At 66.3% G+C, this 16711-nt stretch carries 14 protein-coding genes and 1 tRNA gene; 6 read left to right on the top strand and 9 right to left on the bottom strand.

The features are described from left to right. Positions 1-121 precede the first annotated feature (121 nt). The 3 genes from mprF to BLV97_RS17225 form a co-directional block, all read right to left on the bottom strand. Positions 122-2827: a bifunctional lysylphosphatidylglycerol flippase/synthetase MprF gene (mprF, locus tag BLV97_RS17235; protein ID WP_051645865.1), complete on the bottom strand. Its 2706-nt coding sequence runs from the start codon at positions 2825-2827 to the stop codon at positions 122-124. 385 nt (positions 2828-3212) lie between these two features. Continuing rightward, positions 3213-5894 (bottom strand): hybrid sensor histidine kinase/response regulator, encoded by a 2682-nt coding sequence (locus BLV97_RS17230; RefSeq protein ID WP_152546037.1) that lies wholly within the window; start codon positions 5892-5894, stop codon positions 3213-3215. 61 nt (positions 5895-5955) lie between these two features. Next, positions 5956-6327 carry a putative pterin-binding protein gene (locus tag BLV97_RS17225; RefSeq protein WP_244521058.1) on the bottom strand — a complete coding sequence of 124 codons (372 nt, stop codon included), beginning with the start codon at positions 6325-6327 and terminating at the stop codon, positions 5956-5958. 550 nt (positions 6328-6877) lie between these two features. On the opposite strand from BLV97_RS17225, the gene BLV97_RS17220 reads away from it, so the two are divergent. After that, complete coding sequence (locus tag BLV97_RS17220) at positions 6878-7489, top strand: response regulator transcription factor (protein ID WP_035838670.1); 612 nt, start codon at positions 6878-6880, stop codon at positions 7487-7489. 61 nt (positions 7490-7550) lie between these two features. On the opposite strand, the gene BLV97_RS17215 is transcribed toward BLV97_RS17220, so the two are convergent. Next, a complete protein-coding gene (locus BLV97_RS17215) occupies positions 7551-8201 on the bottom strand; it encodes a GntR family transcriptional regulator (protein ID WP_035838668.1) in 651 nt (216 codons plus the stop codon). A 57-nt stretch (positions 8202-8258) separates the two neighbouring features. Then, positions 8259-8948, bottom strand: a complete 690-nt coding sequence (locus BLV97_RS17210; RefSeq protein ID WP_035838735.1) for a M48 family metallopeptidase — start codon at positions 8946-8948, stop codon at positions 8259-8261. 180 nt (positions 8949-9128) lie between these two features. Here BLV97_RS17210 and BLV97_RS17205 point away from each other — a divergent pair, with 180 nt between their 5' ends. From BLV97_RS17205 to BLV97_RS17190, 5 genes are all read left to right on the top strand, one after another. Continuing rightward, entirely contained in the window at positions 9129-9458 is a 330-nt protein-coding gene (locus BLV97_RS17205) for a TIGR02300 family protein (protein WP_035838666.1), read from the top strand. A gap of 110 nt (positions 9459-9568) precedes the next feature. After that, positions 9569-9644, top strand: a tRNA-Ala gene (locus BLV97_RS17200). 159 nt (positions 9645-9803) lie between these two features. Then, positions 9804-10376 (top strand): hypothetical protein, encoded by a 573-nt coding sequence (locus BLV97_RS17195; protein ID WP_035838664.1) that lies wholly within the window; start codon positions 9804-9806, stop codon positions 10374-10376. Between the two features lie 323 nt (positions 10377-10699). After that, the gene (locus tag BLV97_RS20905) at positions 10700-11125 is read left to right on the top strand and encodes a hypothetical protein (protein WP_143037572.1); all 426 of its coding nucleotides are present in this window, start codon (positions 10700-10702) and stop codon (positions 11123-11125) included. A gap of 30 nt (positions 11126-11155) precedes the next feature. Continuing rightward, positions 11156-11605, top strand: coding sequence for a hypothetical protein (locus BLV97_RS17190; RefSeq protein WP_035838662.1), 450 nt, complete (start codon positions 11156-11158; stop codon positions 11603-11605). A 576-nt stretch (positions 11606-12181) separates the two neighbouring features. On the opposite strand, the gene BLV97_RS17180 is transcribed toward BLV97_RS17190, so the two are convergent. The 4 genes from BLV97_RS17180 to BLV97_RS17165 form a co-directional block, all read right to left on the bottom strand. Further along, complete coding sequence (locus BLV97_RS17180; protein WP_051645862.1) at positions 12182-12769, bottom strand: hypothetical protein; 588 nt, start codon at positions 12767-12769, stop codon at positions 12182-12184. Between the two features lie 96 nt (positions 12770-12865). After that, entirely contained in the window at positions 12866-15391 is a 2526-nt protein-coding gene (locus BLV97_RS17175) for a hypothetical protein (RefSeq protein WP_035838654.1), read from the bottom strand. A 346-nt stretch (positions 15392-15737) separates the two neighbouring features. Further along, entirely contained in the window at positions 15738-16133 is a 396-nt protein-coding gene (locus tag BLV97_RS17170; RefSeq protein ID WP_210184809.1) for a winged helix domain-containing protein, read from the bottom strand. Between the two features lie 10 nt (positions 16134-16143). Next, positions 16144-16335, bottom strand: a complete 192-nt coding sequence (locus BLV97_RS17165) for a helix-turn-helix transcriptional regulator (RefSeq protein WP_035838652.1) — start codon at positions 16333-16335, stop codon at positions 16144-16146. Positions 16336-16711 lie beyond the last annotated feature (376 nt).

Genomic DNA, 16711 nt, shown 5'->3' with positions numbered 1-16711 from the left:
CACGCCGCGCAGCCCGGCACGAACCACGGGCGCGCCGGGTCCAACCCCGAGGCCGCGCGTTCGGCCCCTGCCCGCCGATGCACGCCGACGGCCGCCCCCGGCGCGGCGATTGCGACACGATCTAGCCCGCGGAAGGCGGCGGCGTGATCGGCCGCTCCTGCGCCGCGCGGGCGCGCTTTTCCTTGCGCATCACCCCGCGCGCGCCCCCCGAAATCAGCAAGGTCACGTCGCGCAGCGCGGTCAGCGGCGGCAACGCGCCCGGCACCGCGAAATAGCGCGGCCGCCAATCGGGGCCGAATTTCTGCTTGAAGCCGCGCAGCCCGGCGAAATTGTAGAACGCCCCGCCATAGCGGAACAGCACCGCGCCGAAGCGGTTCCACATCCGCGCGCCGTGTTTCGCGGTAATCCCCGCAAGCGGCGCCATGCCCAGGCTGAAGGTCGCAAAACCCTCGTCCCGGCAGGCCTCGATCAGCGACACGAAGAGGAACTCCATCACCCCTTCGGGGGCCTCGGCGCCGTAGCGCATCAGATCGACGGCGGCCCCGGCCTTGGTCGGTGTCTCCATCAACGAAGCGAAGGCCACGATCCGCCCGGATCTGCGCGCCACACCGATGCGGAAGCGCTGCAGATACTCGGGGTCGAAACGGCCCACGGAAAACCGCTTTTCGCGGCCCCGCTTTTCCGACAGCCAGCGGTCCGAGACGAATTTCAGCTCTGCCAGGCGGGCCGGCGAATGCGGCGGCGACAGCAGTTCGAAGCTGACCCCGTCGCGCAAGGTCTGATTGCGCGCGGACCGCATGTTCTTGAACTTCCGCCCGCTCAGCGAAAAATCGGCCAGCAGCACCACCGCCTCTTCGCCGATCTTGTTCACGCTCATGCCCATCTCGACCCAGATCGGCAGGTAGGCTTCGGAGACCTCGTAGAACACCGGCCGGCAGCCGGCGGCATAGGCGGCATCGAAGAAGGCCCAGGCCAGATCGCGCACCGCCTCGCGGGCACCGACCGGATCGGAAAAGGCGATCCAGGAACTGCCCTGCACGCCATACATGATGAAGGCGTCGTTGTTTTCCGAGAAGAAGAAGGTCTTGTCGCCCGACAATGCCAACATGGCCTCGGGCGCGTCCTGGGTGGCGATGATCTGTTGGGCCAGCGCCAGAGCCGCCGGATCGGGCCTTACCGACCGCGCCCGGGGCGGCTGCATCGCCAGATAGATCAGCGCGAAGGTCATCAACGCGGTCGCGGCCAGCCCCGCCCGAAGCGCCCGCGGCGCATTCGCATCGGTCGCGAACCGCAACAGGATTTCATGCGAATAGGGCTCGTTGCGGTCCATCAGGTAAAGAAAGGCCGCCCCCGACAGCAGGATCGCGAAGATCAGCACGAACCAGCTGGGGCTAAGCAAGTTCTGCGTCAACCGCGCGGCGCGGTAGAATTCGCCCCGCATCGGTGACAGGATCATCGCGGCGACCAGCAGCAACAGGGCGCTCTTGATATCGATGCCGTTCGCGACCGAGGCGACCGCGCCGGCCATCAGCGCCACCTCGGCCAGCCAATAGGCGGCCGAGATGCGCCGCATCAGCCCCTGTGCCAGCAGGATCATCAGCACCCCCAGCACCGCCGAGGCCATCGCCCCGCCCTCCAGGATGACGGCGGCCAGGATATCGTGGGGATAGGCCTCGTGCGGGCGGACCGAGGGCATCAGCGCCATCATGATCATCCAGATGCCCAGCCCCATCACCATGGTGCCCATCGCCGCCGGGGCAACCCCCGACATGGCGCGGCTGACGGGAACCATCGTGTCGCTCATCTCGCCCAGGTGGCGGTGCAGGAAACGCGCGATCGGCCCCGAGGCCAGCCGCGCCTCGTTCACCGAGATCGCCAGCATCGCCAGACCGAAGGGCACGAGGTAATAGATCATCCGAAACAGCAGCAGCGCGGTGGCCGCCTGTTCGACGCTGACCTCGGCGGGAAGGGCCGCGATCATCACACTCTCGAAGACGCCGATGCCGCCCGGAACATGGCTGAGCACGCCGACCATCACCGCCGTGGAATAGATCACAAGGAAGGTGACAAAGCCCGGCGCCCCGTCGGGCATCAGAACATACAGCGCAAGCGCGGCCATGCAGGTATCGGCGGCGGTGAACAGCAATTGGCCCAGCAAGATTCCCGGCGAAGGGGCGCGCAGTTCGAACCGCCAAAGGCGCAGGGTGCTGCCGGTGACCGACACCCAGCCGATCACCACCACCGTCACCAAGAGCGCCGCCAGGGCGATGATACGGATCTGGTCGCCCGGCAGGCCGATCACGCCGACCAGCGCATCGGGCCGCAGCGTCAGCGCCGCCAGGCCGATGACCGAGATCCCCAGCCCGAACGCCATGGCCACGAAGGTAGAGATCGCCGCAACCTCCAGCGCGTTGATGCCGAAGGCGGAATAGATACGGTAGCGCACCGCGCCGCCGGACAGGATCGAGATGCCGATCGTGTTGCCCAGCGAATAGCCCAGGAAGCCACCCATCGCGACCACCGGAAAGGGCAGCTTGCGGCCGATATGGCGCAGCGCCGACCAGTCATAGCCGACCAGCGCGGCATAGCCCAACGCCGTCGCGGCCAAAGACGCCAGCAGCGCATCGGCCGGCATCGCCCGCGCATCCGCCATGACATCGCTGATATGGATCGGGCCTAGTAGCCGAAGCAGCGCAAGTATCCCAGCGGCAAAAAGCGCCAGCCCCACCAGGACCGGCGCAACATGGCGCAACCGGCCCAGCGCACGCTGGACACGGGCACGCGCCCTATCCGGCACGCCGTCTGCTTCTGTCTTTTCCTCCTCCATGCGGTGCCCCGCCCCGCTCCCTCGTACCCTGTTCCCTCGTAAGGTCTCGGGCCGCCTTGATCAGCGCGGCCCGGACAGCTTTCTCATGCGGCGGCGGCCTTCGTAAATCAACCCCCGGCAGCGCAACGACACCCCGCGATCCGGGCCGTCCGACCTTAGAAAATTCTGGTTAACAGGGCCTTTCCGACAAAGCTGAAGCGCGTTTCGGAACCGGCGGGCCGGTGCCCGGACCGCGGCGCGCGTCCCTGCGGCGGCCCCCGCCTTCCTTCGCGCCCCGCCTGCACACCGACGCGAAGAAGAACCCCAGGACACGCCTCATGTGCTTCATCTTGGCTCAAATACTCTGGGGGTGCAGGGGGCGAAGCCCCCGCCACCTTCCTACGGCTCAGCCCGCGGCGGCCCCGCCGGCTGCACCCGGGTCTTCGTCCTCGTCGAGCGCGGCACGCAGGGCCGACAGCGTCCGGCACCAAAGCGCGCGCAGCGAGGCCAAGTCGACATCGGTGCCGGCCTCCGCCGCGGCCTCGGCGCGGGCCAGTCGCGCCTGCAACGCCACCGCGCCGAACACCGATGCCGATCCCGCCAGCCGATGCAGCGCCTTCGGAGGAAGCGTCTCGGTCGGAGCGGCGCCAAGCAGCGCAGCCCCCTCTTCCTCGAACCTTCGCAAAAGCCCGGGGAAGGCCGCTCCAAGTTGCTCGCTCATCTCGACCAGATGACCGAGATCGAGAAGCCCTGCCTCATCCTGTGGCGTGGACGCCGCCGCCGCTGCGGGCGCGTCTCCTTCGCCCAGGATGCGGTGCAACACGGCTGCCAGCGCCGCGCGCGTGATCGGCTTGGTCAGGCTTTCGGTCATCCCGGCGGCGCGGAAACGGGCGTGTTCGGCGGGCTGGGCATGGGCGGTCAGCGCCACGATCGGGGCGCGGCTAGACCCGTCGCTGGCCGCGCGGATCCGACGCGCCGCCTCGACCCCGTCAAGCCGCGGCATCGAAATGTCCATCAAGATCGCGTCGAACCGCTTCGCCGTCGCCAGTGCGGCGCCCTCCTGTCCGTCGGCGGCCTGGGTCACGCTGTGGCCCATGCCTTCCAGCATCTCGCGCACGACGAAACGGTTGATGCGGTTGTCCTCGACCACCAGCAGATCCAGCGGCCGGGTCCGCGGCAGAGCCTGTGGCGGCGCCGGGCGGGTCGCGGGCAGCGCGGTGGCGCGGCGGAACGGCAGGCGCACCCAGAAGCTGCTGCCCTGGCCTGGCGTGCTGTCGACGCCGATCTCGCCCTCCATCGCGGCGACCATGCGCCGGGCGATGCCCAGCCCCAGGCCGGTGCCAGCCACGTTGCGCCGATACGAGGCATCGAGCGTCACGAAATCGGCGAACACACGGTCCAGATCCTCGGCGGCGATGCCGGGTCCGGTGTCGGTCACGCGCAGTTCGACCCTGTCGTCGGCCAGAAGCTTCAGCGACAGGGTGATGGCGCCGTTCTCGGTGAATTTCACCGCATTCCCGACAAGGTTCAGGATCACCTGGCGCAGGCGCGCGGGATCGCCCTCGGCCGGCGGCAGCGGCGGGTCGGGCAGATCAAGACGCAGGCGATTGCCCCCGGCCTCTGCCAGGCCGCGCTGACCGGCGGCGACCTCTTCCAGAAGCTGGGCCAGATCGACGGGTTCGAGCGCGGCCGGCGCGCGGCCGGATTCCGCCCGTGCGATGTCGAGCACGTCGTTCACATGGCGCAGCAGATGCCGCCCCGAGCTTTGCATCACCTCGACATATTCCGCCTGCTTGGGGCTGAGGTGCTCTTGCGCGAGCAGCTCGATGGTGCCCAGCAGGCCATTCAGGGGGGTGCGCATCTCATGGCTCATGACCGCCAGGAATTCGGCCTTGGCGCGCTCGCCCGCCAGCGCCCGGTCGCGGGCCTCGCGCAGGGCGCGGTCGGCCGCGTCCTGATCGGAGATGTCGCGCACGATGGCGATGCACAGCATGTCGCCACCCTCGCCTCCCTGGGCGGCGGCAAGCGCCAGTTCCACGGGAAAGACCTTGCCGTCGGCCCGCCGCCCCTGCAGCCGCCGCCGCCCCTGGCCGATGGTGGCGGGTTCTCCGGTGACCAGATAGGCGGCCAGCCCGACATCCTGGGCGGCGGCGGCCTCGGTGGGCGCGACCATCTGATTCAGCGCCCGGCCCCGGGCGGTCGCGGCATCAAGCCCGAACATCTCTTCCGCGGCACGGTTCATCTCTTGCAACCTGCCGCGCGCATCCGTGACCAGGACGGCATCGAGCGCAGTGGCCAGGATCGTCTGCAGGCGGGCGCGGGTGCGGGCGATCTCGGCCATGCGGGCGTGGTTGACGCGGTTCAGCCAGGCCAGTGCACCGGCCAACCCGCCCAGCACCACGATCAGCGCGAAGGTCAACGCCGCCAGCCGCATCAGCGTGGCCCCAAGCGCGGCGCGGCTTTGATCGGCAATGCGGGCGAACACCCCCAGGCCCTGCACCGTCAGCGCCCGCACATCCGGGCGCAGCATCGCCATCTGCCGACCGATGTCATCCAGCTGCGCCGCCAGGGCGGCATCCGGCCCGTCGACCAGATGCATCATCCGCATCGTGAACTTGCCGATATGCGCGATCGCGGCGCCGCCTTGTCCATCGTCGCGAACCGGCGAGAAATGCGGGCTGGTCTGCACCGTACGCAATTGCGAATAGAACAGGTTGAAACGCTTGCGTACCGCAGCCAGTTCGGGGCCGAGCGGAGCCGCGTGGGTCATGCGCGCGACCGTCACCGCGTCTTCCAGCAAGAGGAATTCCACCTCGACCTGCGACAGCGACCATTGCAGATTGTCGGCCTCGGCGGTCTGCAGCGAATCCATCCGCGCCACGACCTCGACCATCAGCACCGCAATCGCGGACAGGATCGCCACGATGGCAAGGGCAAAGCCCAACCGGCGTGGCCAGCGGCCGCTTTCCGGGGCCGGCGGGCCTCCGGCGGCGGCGGGGGCCTTCGGTGGCGCCTTCCCGGGGGGCCTCTCGGCTGCGGCGGTCTCCTGATCGGCGGTTTTCGTCACGTCACCTCTGACTCGGCTCATCCCGGACGCGCGGTCCTGGGGCGGGGCGGGGCTTGGCTGGCACGAGCCGGGTGGCCGGGGATCAATCCGCCGCCGGGCCCGGCGCGATGGTAATCTGATCAAGCTGCCAGATACTACGCGAATACACCACCTCGGTTTGCCAGCGGCGATCGGCGTCATAGGGGAAAACCAGCCATAGGGGCCCCTTTTCGCGCAGGCTCATCGGCTTGCCGTTGCGCAGATAGGCAATGATCGGGCCCGGATCCGTCGCCGAGGACAGCGGGATGCGGGCGGAATAGGCATTCTGCGCATGGGCCAGCAACATCGCCCCGGGCGGCGCCCCAAGCGCCCGCATCAGATCCCGAAGCAGCACGCCCTCGAACCGCTGCGGCCCTTTCGTCCAGATCGTGGTGGTCGTGAAGCTGCGATGCGGCAGCGCCTGCAGCATTGCCATATCGAATCGCTTGACGCTGGGCGTCCCCTGCCCCGGAATGGCGCGCTTCACCGTCAGAAGCACCACGCCTCGCGGCGACGCAACCGCCCAGGCGGGCACCGACATCAGACTGGCAGTCAGCCAAAGCAACGCAAGCCACGCGCCGGCGCGCCCGCACGATGACGATCCCCTCGGTCGGGGCCGCCCCCATTCCAACCGCCGGGCCGGCTGTCGGGAAGACGACAGAACCACGCAGTCTTTCCTGTATCGCACCACGGCAAGCTCGCGAATAATCGCGAACATTTTACATTGGGGATGTTTGTTCCCCACGGAAAATCGGCATAGGGTCCTGTGCCTTTGTATAGGCCTTTGCGACGCCGCCCCGCCCTGCCGAGGGCTTGCTCGACTGCGGCGCAGGATGGCACGGGTAAGGCAACGGTTCAAATTGCCCCCGGGGACCAACCTGTGATATCCGAAAGAATAGTCCCCCCTTCGGGCATGGCGGGACTGCGCGGCCAGGCCATGGGGATCTTGCCGGTCGCGCGACGGGAAAGAAGCCCTGGGGAAAAGCATGAAAGTACTGCTGGCTGATGACCATGCGCTGATCCGCGATACGCTTGTCGCCTATCTCTCGAACGAAGACGACTTTCAGGTAACCACCGCGGAAGACCTGCCGGCGGCGGTGGTGCAGCTTGCCAAGGCCGGTCCGTTCCATGTGATATTGCTTGATTACGCCATGCCGGGAATGGACGGGCTGGAAGGCCTTGCGAAGATGCGCGAACTGACCGATGCGCCGGTGGCGATCATGTCGGGAGCGGCGACGCGGCGCATCGCGGACGAAGCGCTTGCGATGGGCGCCGCGGGCTTCGTGCCCAAGACGATCGGCGCAAAGGCCCTGATCCACGCGGTGCGCTACATGGCGGCGGGCGAGACCTTCGCGCCGGTGCAATTGCTGAACGACTCGGTCCCCAACGCGCCCGAGGTATTGGCCGACAAGCTGACCGAGCGCGAGCGCGAGGTTCTGGAAGGCCTGTGCCGGGGACTTGCCAACAAGGAAATCGCGCGCGACCTGGGGCTGCAGGAGGTCACCGTGAAGCTGCATGTGAAGAACCTGTGCCGGAAGCTCGAGGCCAAGAACCGCACCCAGGCCGCCCTGCTGGCACGCGACGCCGGGATGTATTGATCGGCCCAAGGCACCGCAGCGCCGGTTCAGCTTGGCCCGGTTCGTGCCTGCTTGGCGCCTATCAGCCGGCCAGGTGCCGCAGCCCCTGGGTCACGTCGGCGCGCACCGCCAGCCGCAGCCCCGGCTCGTCGCCCGCCTTCAGCGCCGCCAGGATCATGCGGTGATGCGGCGGCGGCTCATTCCGGCGCAGCCGGGTGTATAGGGCCCGCATCGTCGGCCCCAGCTGCAGCCAGACGGTTTCGGCGATCGCCAGCATCGCCGGCGCCTGGGCACGCAGATATAGCGTGCGGTGGAATTCCAGATTGGTGCGGATATAGGCCACCGCATCCTGCTTGGCCACGGCCTCGGCATTGGCGGTGTTGATGGTTTGAAGCCGCTCGATCAGCGCGAAATGCGCGCGCGGCAGCGCGCGTGAGGCAAGCTCGGGCTCCAGCAAGGCGCGAATCGCGGCCAGTTCCTCGATCCGTTCGTTCGACAGTTCGGGCGTCGTCACCCGACCGGAGGCCGACATGCTGAGCGCGCCTTCCGCCACAAGCCGGCGCAGGGCCTCGCGCACCGGGGTCATCGAAACGCCGAAGCGTTTGGCGATGCCGCGCAGGGTCAGCGCCGCGCCCGGGTCCAGCTCGCCATGCATCACCTGGGACCGCAACGTCCGGTAAAGCCGGTCGTGGACGGCCGAGACCGAGTCGGATGGTCGCGATTGCAAAAGCATGTCCTGATGTGATCACAAAGCGGCGGTGGGTCAATCCCCCCGTGCGGCGCCCGGCGGTCAGTGGCCGAAATGGTAGCCGTGCAGATTCTGGCCTTCGTGCTTCAGCCAGGCGCGCGGGGTCTGATAGCCGGGCATCAGGCGCGCGACCACGGCCCAGAAGGCCGGCGAATGATCCATCCGCGCCAGATGTGCGACCTCGTGCGCCGCGACGTAATCCAGCACCGAGGGCGGCGCCAAGATCAGCCGCCAGGAAAACATCAGGTGACCCGCCGCGGTGCACGAGCCCCAGCGCGATCGCGTGTCGCGCAGCGTCAGCTTGCCATGCCGAAGCCCCAGTTGCGCCGTATGCCGCGCGCAGGCCGCCGCCAGGCGTTCGCGCGCCAGGGCTTTCAGGAAAGCCTGTGCCCGGATGCCCGCGCGCGCAGGACCGCCTGGCAGGATCAACCTGTCGCCCTCGATCCGCGGCGCCCCGCGGCCGGGCGGCGCGGCCAGGGTCAAGATCCGTCCTTCGACGGGCAGCTGCATTCCTTCCCCCACCGTCTCGGGCGCGGGCATACGGGCCAGGGCCTCGCGGATCCAGGCCGCGCGTTCTTGCGCGAAGGCCAGCGCACCGCGCTCGGGCGCGCGCGCCGGCAGCGTCAGCGTGACGCGCCCATCCAGTCGCGAGACCCGCAGACTGAGCCGCCGCGCGCGGGCCGAGCGGCGCAGCGTCAGCGTGACCGGGGGGTCGCCGGGCAGAATACGGATGTCGTCGGACGAGGCCATGGTTTCAGCATAGTCACCCGGCGCGGCGCGGAAAGGGCGAATCCGCTTTCCGCGGCGCGGTGCGACACGTTAAAATAATGACCGACAAAGGCTTTGACACCAGGAGCGACATGTGGCAGTTGGCGTCGAATTCCGTTAGCCCAGCATCGCAGGGGAACATCCATGCCCAATGAAGAATGGGGCGTGAAGCGGGTCTGCCCCACCACGGGAAAACGCTTCTACGACCTGAACAAAACGCCGATCGTCAGCCCCTATACGGGCGAAGTGGTCGAAATCGAAGACGCCTTCCGCAAGGGAACCTCTGGCGGTTCCCGGGCGGCACCGGTGAAGGCTGAGAAAGCCAGCGTTGAACCGATCGAGGCCGAAGACCTGCTTGACGATGACGCGTCCGATGATTCGGACATCGACGACGATCTTCTCGAAGACGACGACGACGACACCGTTTCGCTTGACGACATCGCCGACGTGGGCGGTGACGACGACGAAAGCTGACGGGCCGAAGGGGCGGCGCGGAACATGGCATCCAGGGTGATTTTTTCACTTGCAGTGCCCTCCGCGCTCCCCTAAATAGCCCGAGCGATCCGCAAGGGTCGCGCTCCGGTGGGGCCATAGCTCAGTTGGGAGAGCGCTTGAATGGCATTCAAGAGGTCAGGGGTTCGACTCCCCTTGGCTCCACCAAATTAACCACCTCAAGGCTTTGAAGAATAAGGGAAAGATAGCCGTCACGGCCGCTTGACCCACCATTCTTCCCACCACGAGGACGCTGTTTGCCCCGCCTCAGATCATCCTTCGCGCCGCAATCACGCGGCTCGGTCACCAGACCTGAAGGATCTGATCATGACGAACGACACCACCCCGAAGACCATCCCCACCCTGTTCACCGAATGGCGTGAGCTATCCCGCAAGCTTGCGATCGGTGCCTTCGCGCCCGAGGACTTCGACCGCACGAATGACGAGCGGATCGAGGTTGAAAACGCCATTGCGAAAACTGCGCCGCGCTCTCTCGAAGAGCTGGCCCAAAAGTGCATCATCGCAGGCGGCAGCGACGACGTTGAAGTCCTTCCCTCCACGTTCCTTGCGAATGACGCGATGGCCCTACTCGGCGTTGGCGGTCCGATTGAGTGGATGTTCGACGAGTGGATAGCGGCAAACGAGAACCTGTGGGGCAAGACTGGCGCCCAAGAGCACGAATGCGCCCTGCGGATCATCGACGACCTGGAGCGCCAGATTCTCGCGGCACCGAGCCAGTCGAGCCTCGATGTCTTCCGCAAGCTCCTTGTGCTGGCCGATGGCGCGCCGGATACCGATGACGATAGCAAGGGCGCGGTGCTGATCCGCGAAGCCTACGCCGCCCTCGGGTTGCCGCTTCGGACGATCGGGACACCCGCCGCGCCGCAGATGGCCGAATAGCAGCCGCCAGAGGGCGACGTTGACCGCGCCGCCCTCCTGACCCCCGGCGGCCAGAGATGGCGCTGTGCGCTTCAAATATCCAGCGCCAGGCGCACGCGAAGCGCCGACCTACCATCCCGCGCGGTGAGGGCGGCGGAGAAAACGTCGATCGAGGGTGACCGCGGGCGCTCAGGCGACCTGGCAGGGGGGGGGTAGGGGGAAAAATGCGGCCGCATTTCAATCAGTGGACCCCGGCGCGCGCGGATTTTGATTTTTTTCTAGCGCATATGCCTCGCCACCGGCATTTTCTCGAGCACACACGCAAGACAGCCAGAGTTCCAAGGATGCAGTTTCAGACGCCCTCAGGTAAGCCTTTCGAGATTCCAGATGATTGGTGGGTGTTCTCTGAAATGCAGACTTGGAATCGGAGCGGCAGACGATGTTTCACACCGCTTCCGTGCGCAGAGTGTGAACTGATCCCGCTTGATGCGATTGTTGTTCCGGAGCGACGTGCCGGCGTTGCGCTTTTGAACAAGCTGCGACTGGTGCCTGTGCTTATGGCATTTCGCGAGGGTGAGCATTCGTTCCTTCCGCCGATCAAGGTGAGTGGGCCTTGGGCGGGCGAAGATTACCCGTACCGGCTCAGGGATGGTTTCCATCGCTACTTCGCTTCGGTTGCTGCCGGCTTCCCGTACATCCCTGCTCAGATCATAAGCCCAGAAGTTGATCAGCGAGCCTCCGCTGCCTTCGCTCAGGGATCGGGCATTTGAGATAGCACGGGACCGGCATATCATCCCGGCATGACCAAGCCCCTTGCAATCGTTCAGCCCCGCCCGTCCCGCCTTTCCGCGAAGCTGCGCCGCGCCATCGAGTTGCGCGTCACGGAGGGAAGGACCATCGCCGACGCCTGTGCCGAAGCCGGGATCAGCCCGCAAGGCTGGTACAAGGCCATGAAGCGGCCCGCGGTGCGCGACCACCTCGAGGAGGTCCAGCGCCGCTTTGTTGCCGAGGTCGACGCCAACCGCGGCCTCATCAAGGCCCAGGCCCTTCAAGTCGCGCTCGAGCTGATGCTCCATGCGAAGTCGGAATCGATCCGTGCGCGAATGGCTGAATTTCTGGCGAGCGACGGGAAGGCGCCGCAGGTCTCCGTCAACATCGACGCGCGTCAGGGGGGCGGTTACGAATACCGGCGCCCGGGACAGAGGGTCGTGGAGATCGAGGAAGAGCCGATCAGCTCGGAGCCGGAATGAACCTCGTTCCCGTGTGATCAACGCGCCAGCCAGCCTTTGACAGGGAGCGGTACAGGATGAAGGCGGTTTCCGCCTCCAGCTTCGGCCGCCGGGCCGCGAACCTGCCCGCTTCCACCTTCGCCTGCCATTCGGTGAACGATGGCCCATGCCGGCGCCCGTCCGGCCGATAGAAATACCATGCCCTCGGCTGCATCTCTTGCCTTCCCTCTCGTCCAGCCGATCCTGCCACCATCACCTCACGAGTCGCCATAGGGTCGGACACCGGGCGCCCCGCCCCCTCCCGAGCGAGGACAGAGCCGCCGATCAGCCGCCGAAAAGCGCTCGCGAACCCGGCGCAGGGCATTTCCCGGGGCGCACAAGACCCCGGAAGCCTCGACCAGAGCCCGAAACGTTGAGGATCAGGCAACCGGAGGCGGAATGCTGGGGAAGGTGCCGATGGCCGGAAAACAAGGGCGCGCGCCCGGATGGGGATGCGGGAAGAGGGGGAAAGGGGTGGACCAGCACGCGGGCGGCAGAGCATGTTTTTCGGCACTCGCGCGTTGTGCAAGCCGCTGATCTGTTTGGCTTGCTGCGCCTCTAGGCGCTGTCGCTCGGTGATCGGGGCGACACCGGGGGTGACATGCTGTTCCCCCGCTGCCGTGCGCTCTGTACCTGTTCTAGGATTGCCTTCGCCCGCCGCGCCTTCGCGATCTGGCTTGGCGTTCGATCCGGCAGCGCCAGTATCTTGTCCGCCGCTGCGATCAGCTGCGCTGTGCGGTTCGTCCCAGGGGATGTCGCCATAGTCAGGTGCTCGACGGGTTCCGCTGCCGCCCCGGGGTCCGCGTGCTCGGCCTTCGGCGCCGCGCGCTCCGTCGCTTCGCGGCGCTCTTCTACTTCCAAGAGCTCGGCGTGCGCCTCCTCGATCATGCGGAAGCGTTCGTTGTTGCGCTCTCGAAAGATCGAGTAGCCCAGCGCGGTGACCAGAAGGGCGGTCAGAGTGGCGAGTCCCTCTGCCCGGGGAAAGACGAACATGGCCACCATTTCCCCAATCGTGGCCGAGATGAGGAAAAACGGGACGAGCAGAACGATATCCAGCCGGTCGGGAGCGCCGCGCCGCCCTGCAAGCGACTCGGCTTGGTCCCAGAGATCTGCCGGGCGTCTTCGTGCGCTTCCCAGGTCAGGCATGTCTGCCCCCTCTTGTGATGCCGGTGAGCGCCGCGGCAGCGATGCCGCCACTCGCGCAGATCCTAGCACATCACCGGGCGCATGTGGGCGAGTCGATCAGTCCAGGTCAGGCAACCGCGTCGGCAGCGGACTGGTGCTGGGCCACCACTCTCCATCGCCGTAGACCTTGGTCCGCCTGCGGGCGGCCTTCTCCATCGCCTTCACCGCCTCGGGGTCGAGCGCCATCCAGAGCTGATCCCAGATCAGGCGATCCATCGCCGCGCCGCCGGCCAACAGCGGCGTCTGGCCCATGGGGGTGTAGCGCATCCCAAGGTGCGCCATCTCCTTCAACAAAGCGCTCCGCTGCTTGCTGGTCGCGCCGCCCATCGCCCAGGCCGCAAGGAGCGAGGATGCCTTGAAGGCGAGATTGTAGGCGTCCTGAGAGGCTTGGGGCATCGGACCCGCCACATAGGCAGCGATGCCGCCCCAAGGCGATGAGCCGACCGAGAGAACGTCCCCGATCGGGCCGAGGGCGCCGCCGCGAATGAAAGCGTGTGCGATGAAGCCGGGGTGCGTCCGCGGGTCCATCGCTTGCGGGTCGCGTCCCATCAGCACGTCGTTGATCTGAAGCGCCATCGCACCGACCATGAGGTTGCTCGCCGCGAGGTCGGCAACGAAGCGCACCCGCGACCAGCCGCCGGGGTGCGCCATCGCCATCCGGTACTGGCTGACCATCATCGAACCGATCACGCTCTTGAACATGCCGGCCGACTTCAGGAACTCGTAGGGCAGACTGCCCGGCGTCATGCCGTGGGCCTTTGGATCGAAGATGCCCGAAACCCACAGGTTGCGGCTCGGCACGCCCATCTCAGTCCATTTCTCCATGAAGCTCTGGAACTTCAAGAAGGTCCGGTCGATCACGTCGGGCGCGCCCTCGGCCGCGTGGCGCCACCAGAAGGGTGTCAGGAACTTGGCCCCGTTCGCCGCAGTGTAGATCCCGGCCGGCTGGCGGAAGGTGTCCCAATCGCCCGCGGTGATGCCATGCTTCTGCATCTCGGCACGGAGGCGCGGCGCAAGCTCGTCGAAGGTCTTGTCGGCGGCAGCGCCCCATGTCCCGGCAATCTCGTGCTGGATTGCCATCTGGATATTGTCGGTGTGCGCCAGGTGGCCTTGGATCTGCATCGAAGCGTTGGAGAGAAGCTTCGCGACGGTGTGGGCCGGATACTCGCTGTTGTAGCGGTCCATCGCCACATGCGGGTTCGCAAGCGCCTGCCCGATCCAGCCCTGCTGGAGCAGTTCCTCATGGGTCAGGCCGCCGCCCTTCAGGCTCTCGGCCATCAGCTTGCCGTAGGTGGTGAGCATGTTGCCCGGGTTCATCTCGAGCGTCTGAAGGCCGAGCCGCGACAGGTTGGTGTCGGAGAGCGACGAGATGATGACCGATCGGTCGAGGAAGGCCGCATTCATCACCTCGCGCGTGGTGGCGAAGAACGATGCCGCGGCGCGCGAGAAGCGGCCCTTGGGCCCGACGCCCGGCCGCAGCACCTTCAGCATCCGTTCTGCGTGCTGGACGTTGCCTTCCATCGAATCGCTGATCTCCGAAGGCAGCCGTTCGTCGCGGACGCGCTTGGCAAGCATCTGCCGCACCGCGTCAAGGCCCGCGTCTCCGTTGACCGACAGCATCCGCGCCTCGGTGATCCGCCGCGACATGCTGTTCATCTGGCTCACCAGCGCATTGAAGGGCGTGCCCGTGCCGAAGGCCTTGTTGTAGGCGATCCAGTCGTCCGCGCTCTTGAAGTGCAGCACGCGCGAGTTCTCGATCGACAGCCCAGACCCCTTGTTGCGGCCATAGACCACTTCCTTGGAGCCCTTGCCGTAGTCGATGTTATCCTTGATCTCCTGCAGGAAGCGCCGCTGGAGCGCCTCGCTGGGCTCAGGGCCGCCCTCCGCTTGCAGCGGGCGCCCGGTCAGGTCGTCCTCGATCTTGGTCCAGTCAATCCGCGACGTGCCATCCGGGCGCTTGAGGTTGCCATACCAGTTCTCGAACGACACCTGGCTGACCTTCACCCGGTCATGGGAATGCGCGAGGCCCCAGTTGTCCAGCTTTCCGATGTTGCCGCCCTGGGCGTTATACATCAGCCGCTGCTCCTCGCGCGCCGCATGGATGGATTGCGCCAGCGCCTTGGCCGCCTCGTCGTCAGTCGCCTGCCCATGCAGTTCGCGCAGGATGTTCATCCATTGCGCCGGCTTGGAGATCCGGCCGAGAAGGTCGGCGTGGTGCTCGTTCAGGAACTGCCCGATCCGGCCCATGAAGTAGCGCGACAGGCCGCGTTCCTCGTGACCCAGCCGCTCGATCATCTCCGTGGCGTGCGACTTGATCTGCTCAGGTTTCAACTTCGAAACCTCAAGCTCGCGGTCGCGCAGGATCGAGAGCGTGGCGAGATAGCGATGCTGCTTCGCTCCGGCCTCGCGCTTCAGGGCCTCCTTCAGATCGTCGGCCGCCATCGTCTCGGCCTGGTGCCGGGTATAGCCCGCGCTCTGGTAGCGATCGGCCATCTCGCGCCACATCTGCTGCGCGCGCTCGCCGCGCTCCTTGTCGATGTGCCCGTCGTCGATCGCTTCCTGGATGCAGTCGCTGATTGTCATGTTCACCTTCTTTCTAACCTGATCTGCTCAATGGAGAGGGTCGGAGCGAAGGGCATAGGACGACCAGCCCCGGGGTTAGCCGAGGTTGATCCCATGCCCTCTGCGTGAAGTCCTGCTCAACGGAGCCGGGCCATCGCTTGGGCCCCATGCGTCCCTAGGAGACGGCACATAGGTCGGCTGCTACTTCCGAGAGCGTCTCTGCCCCCGCCGGCCCCGCTTCAGCCTTTCGGACTGCGGATGGCTTTTGGCCGGTCCCCGTGGTAAGCCCTTTGCGTCGGTCGCCACTGTCTTGCAAACCGTCCAGCCGACGCGGGGGCGCCCAATGCGGCGCCCTCATATCTCCCTTTCAATCGTGGCCAGAGTTGCCCAGACGCTCAGCCCTGCAGGCCAGCCGATACCGGCCATGGTGGCCGCCATAGACGCCCTCGTTGGCTTCGGTCAGCGTGTCGATCGGCACCCCAGCGCGCCGCAACTTCATAACGAAGCCGGACACACGAAGCCCCGCCGGCAGGTCAGCCGCGGTCAATCCGGTAGATCCTGCACGGATCAGTTCTTCGAGGAGCCATGCCGGTCGACCGCTCAACTGAATGTCGCGGGGTGCCTCACCGATCGAGGCAATCCGATATCGCTTTGCGGTCTGGCGCCGATTGCGCGGTTGCGATACAATTCGGGCATCCAGAGTTCTTGAAGACCCAGGCAGCCCCTGGTCGGCCCGCCAGCCGCCAGGGGCGAAGTCTTTCATTCGGCCCATGTCATGCAGCCTCCGAGCCGTTGATCACGGCCTCGATATCGGCGCGGCGCCAGCGGGTCGAGCCACCGATCTTGACGGGCTTCGGTAGAACGCCGATCTTGGCCCAGCGCCAGACCGTCGAAATCCCGCAACCGAAATGCTCGGCAACGTCGGTGGCGCTCATCAGGCCCGAGGGGAGAGGTTGTTTGGTCATTGCTGCATCCTCATTCAATTAGGTGCAGAACCTTCTCACCTCCCATTAATCACAACCATGCACGCTCCCGAAAAAGCTCGCATAGCTGTGATTGTTCGATCCCCAGTCTTTCGAGGATCATCTTTCTCTTCCGCAACACGGGCATAATCGCGTCGCGTGTCAGCGCCAATTGGGGCGCCTCCTCGAGCATCGGGTGGCAGACCAATGCCCCTGCCAGGTCCATGGCTATAGAGTTGTCTGATACGAATGGCGCGGAGAACCTCGGCGTTGGATCGGAACTTTGAGCTACCCCCCGAAATTCGGACACTGACATAAGCTACGATTTGCAGTCTGCTGATCTTCGACGAGAAGGAGATCAGAGATGTCGAAACGCAAG

It is taken from the genome of Allgaiera indica, from assembly GCF_900106675.1.
In the GTDB taxonomy this organism is placed as follows: domain Bacteria; phylum Pseudomonadota; class Alphaproteobacteria; order Rhodobacterales; family Rhodobacteraceae; genus Acidimangrovimonas; species Acidimangrovimonas indica.
Note: the sequence above shows the minus strand (reverse complement) of the source record. Positions and strands in the feature narration are given on the sequence as shown.

Bases quoted from the DNA above. Each gene is read 5' to 3' on its own strand.
- BLV97_RS17205 (WP_035838666.1), top strand. From the start codon at position 9,129: ATGCCCAATGAAGAATGGGGCGTGAAGCGGGTCTGCCCCACCACGGGA.
- BLV97_RS17180 (WP_051645862.1), bottom strand. From the start codon at position 12,769: ATGCCTGACCTGGGAAGCGCACGAAGACGCCCGGCAGATCTCTGGGAC.
- BLV97_RS17170 (WP_210184809.1), bottom strand. From the start codon at position 16,133: ATGAAAGACTTCGCCCCTGGCGGCTGGCGGGCCGACCAGGGGCTGCCT.
- BLV97_RS17175 (WP_035838654.1), bottom strand. From the start codon at position 15,391: ATGACAATCAGCGACTGCATCCAGGAAGCGATCGACGACGGGCACATC.
- mprF (WP_051645865.1), bottom strand. From the start codon at position 2,827: ATGGAGGAGGAAAAGACAGAAGCAGACGGCGTGCCGGATAGGGCGCGT.
- BLV97_RS17225 (WP_244521058.1), bottom strand. From the start codon at position 6,327: ATGGCAATGCTGCAGGCGCTGCCGCATCGCAGCTTCACGACCACCACG.
- BLV97_RS17215 (WP_035838668.1), bottom strand. From the start codon at position 8,201: ATGCTTTTGCAATCGCGACCATCCGACTCGGTCTCGGCCGTCCACGAC.
- BLV97_RS17165 (WP_035838652.1), bottom strand. From the start codon at position 16,335: ATGACCAAACAACCTCTCCCCTCGGGCCTGATGAGCGCCACCGACGTT.
- BLV97_RS17195 (WP_035838664.1), top strand. From the start codon at position 9,804: ATGACGAACGACACCACCCCGAAGACCATCCCCACCCTGTTCACCGAA.
- BLV97_RS20905 (WP_143037572.1), top strand. From the start codon at position 10,700: ATGCAGTTTCAGACGCCCTCAGGTAAGCCTTTCGAGATTCCAGATGAT.
- BLV97_RS17230 (WP_152546037.1), bottom strand. From the start codon at position 5,894: ATGAGCCGAGTCAGAGGTGACGTGACGAAAACCGCCGATCAGGAGACC.
- BLV97_RS17220 (WP_035838670.1), top strand. From the start codon at position 6,878: ATGAAAGTACTGCTGGCTGATGACCATGCGCTGATCCGCGATACGCTT.
- BLV97_RS17190 (WP_035838662.1), top strand. From the start codon at position 11,156: ATGACCAAGCCCCTTGCAATCGTTCAGCCCCGCCCGTCCCGCCTTTCC.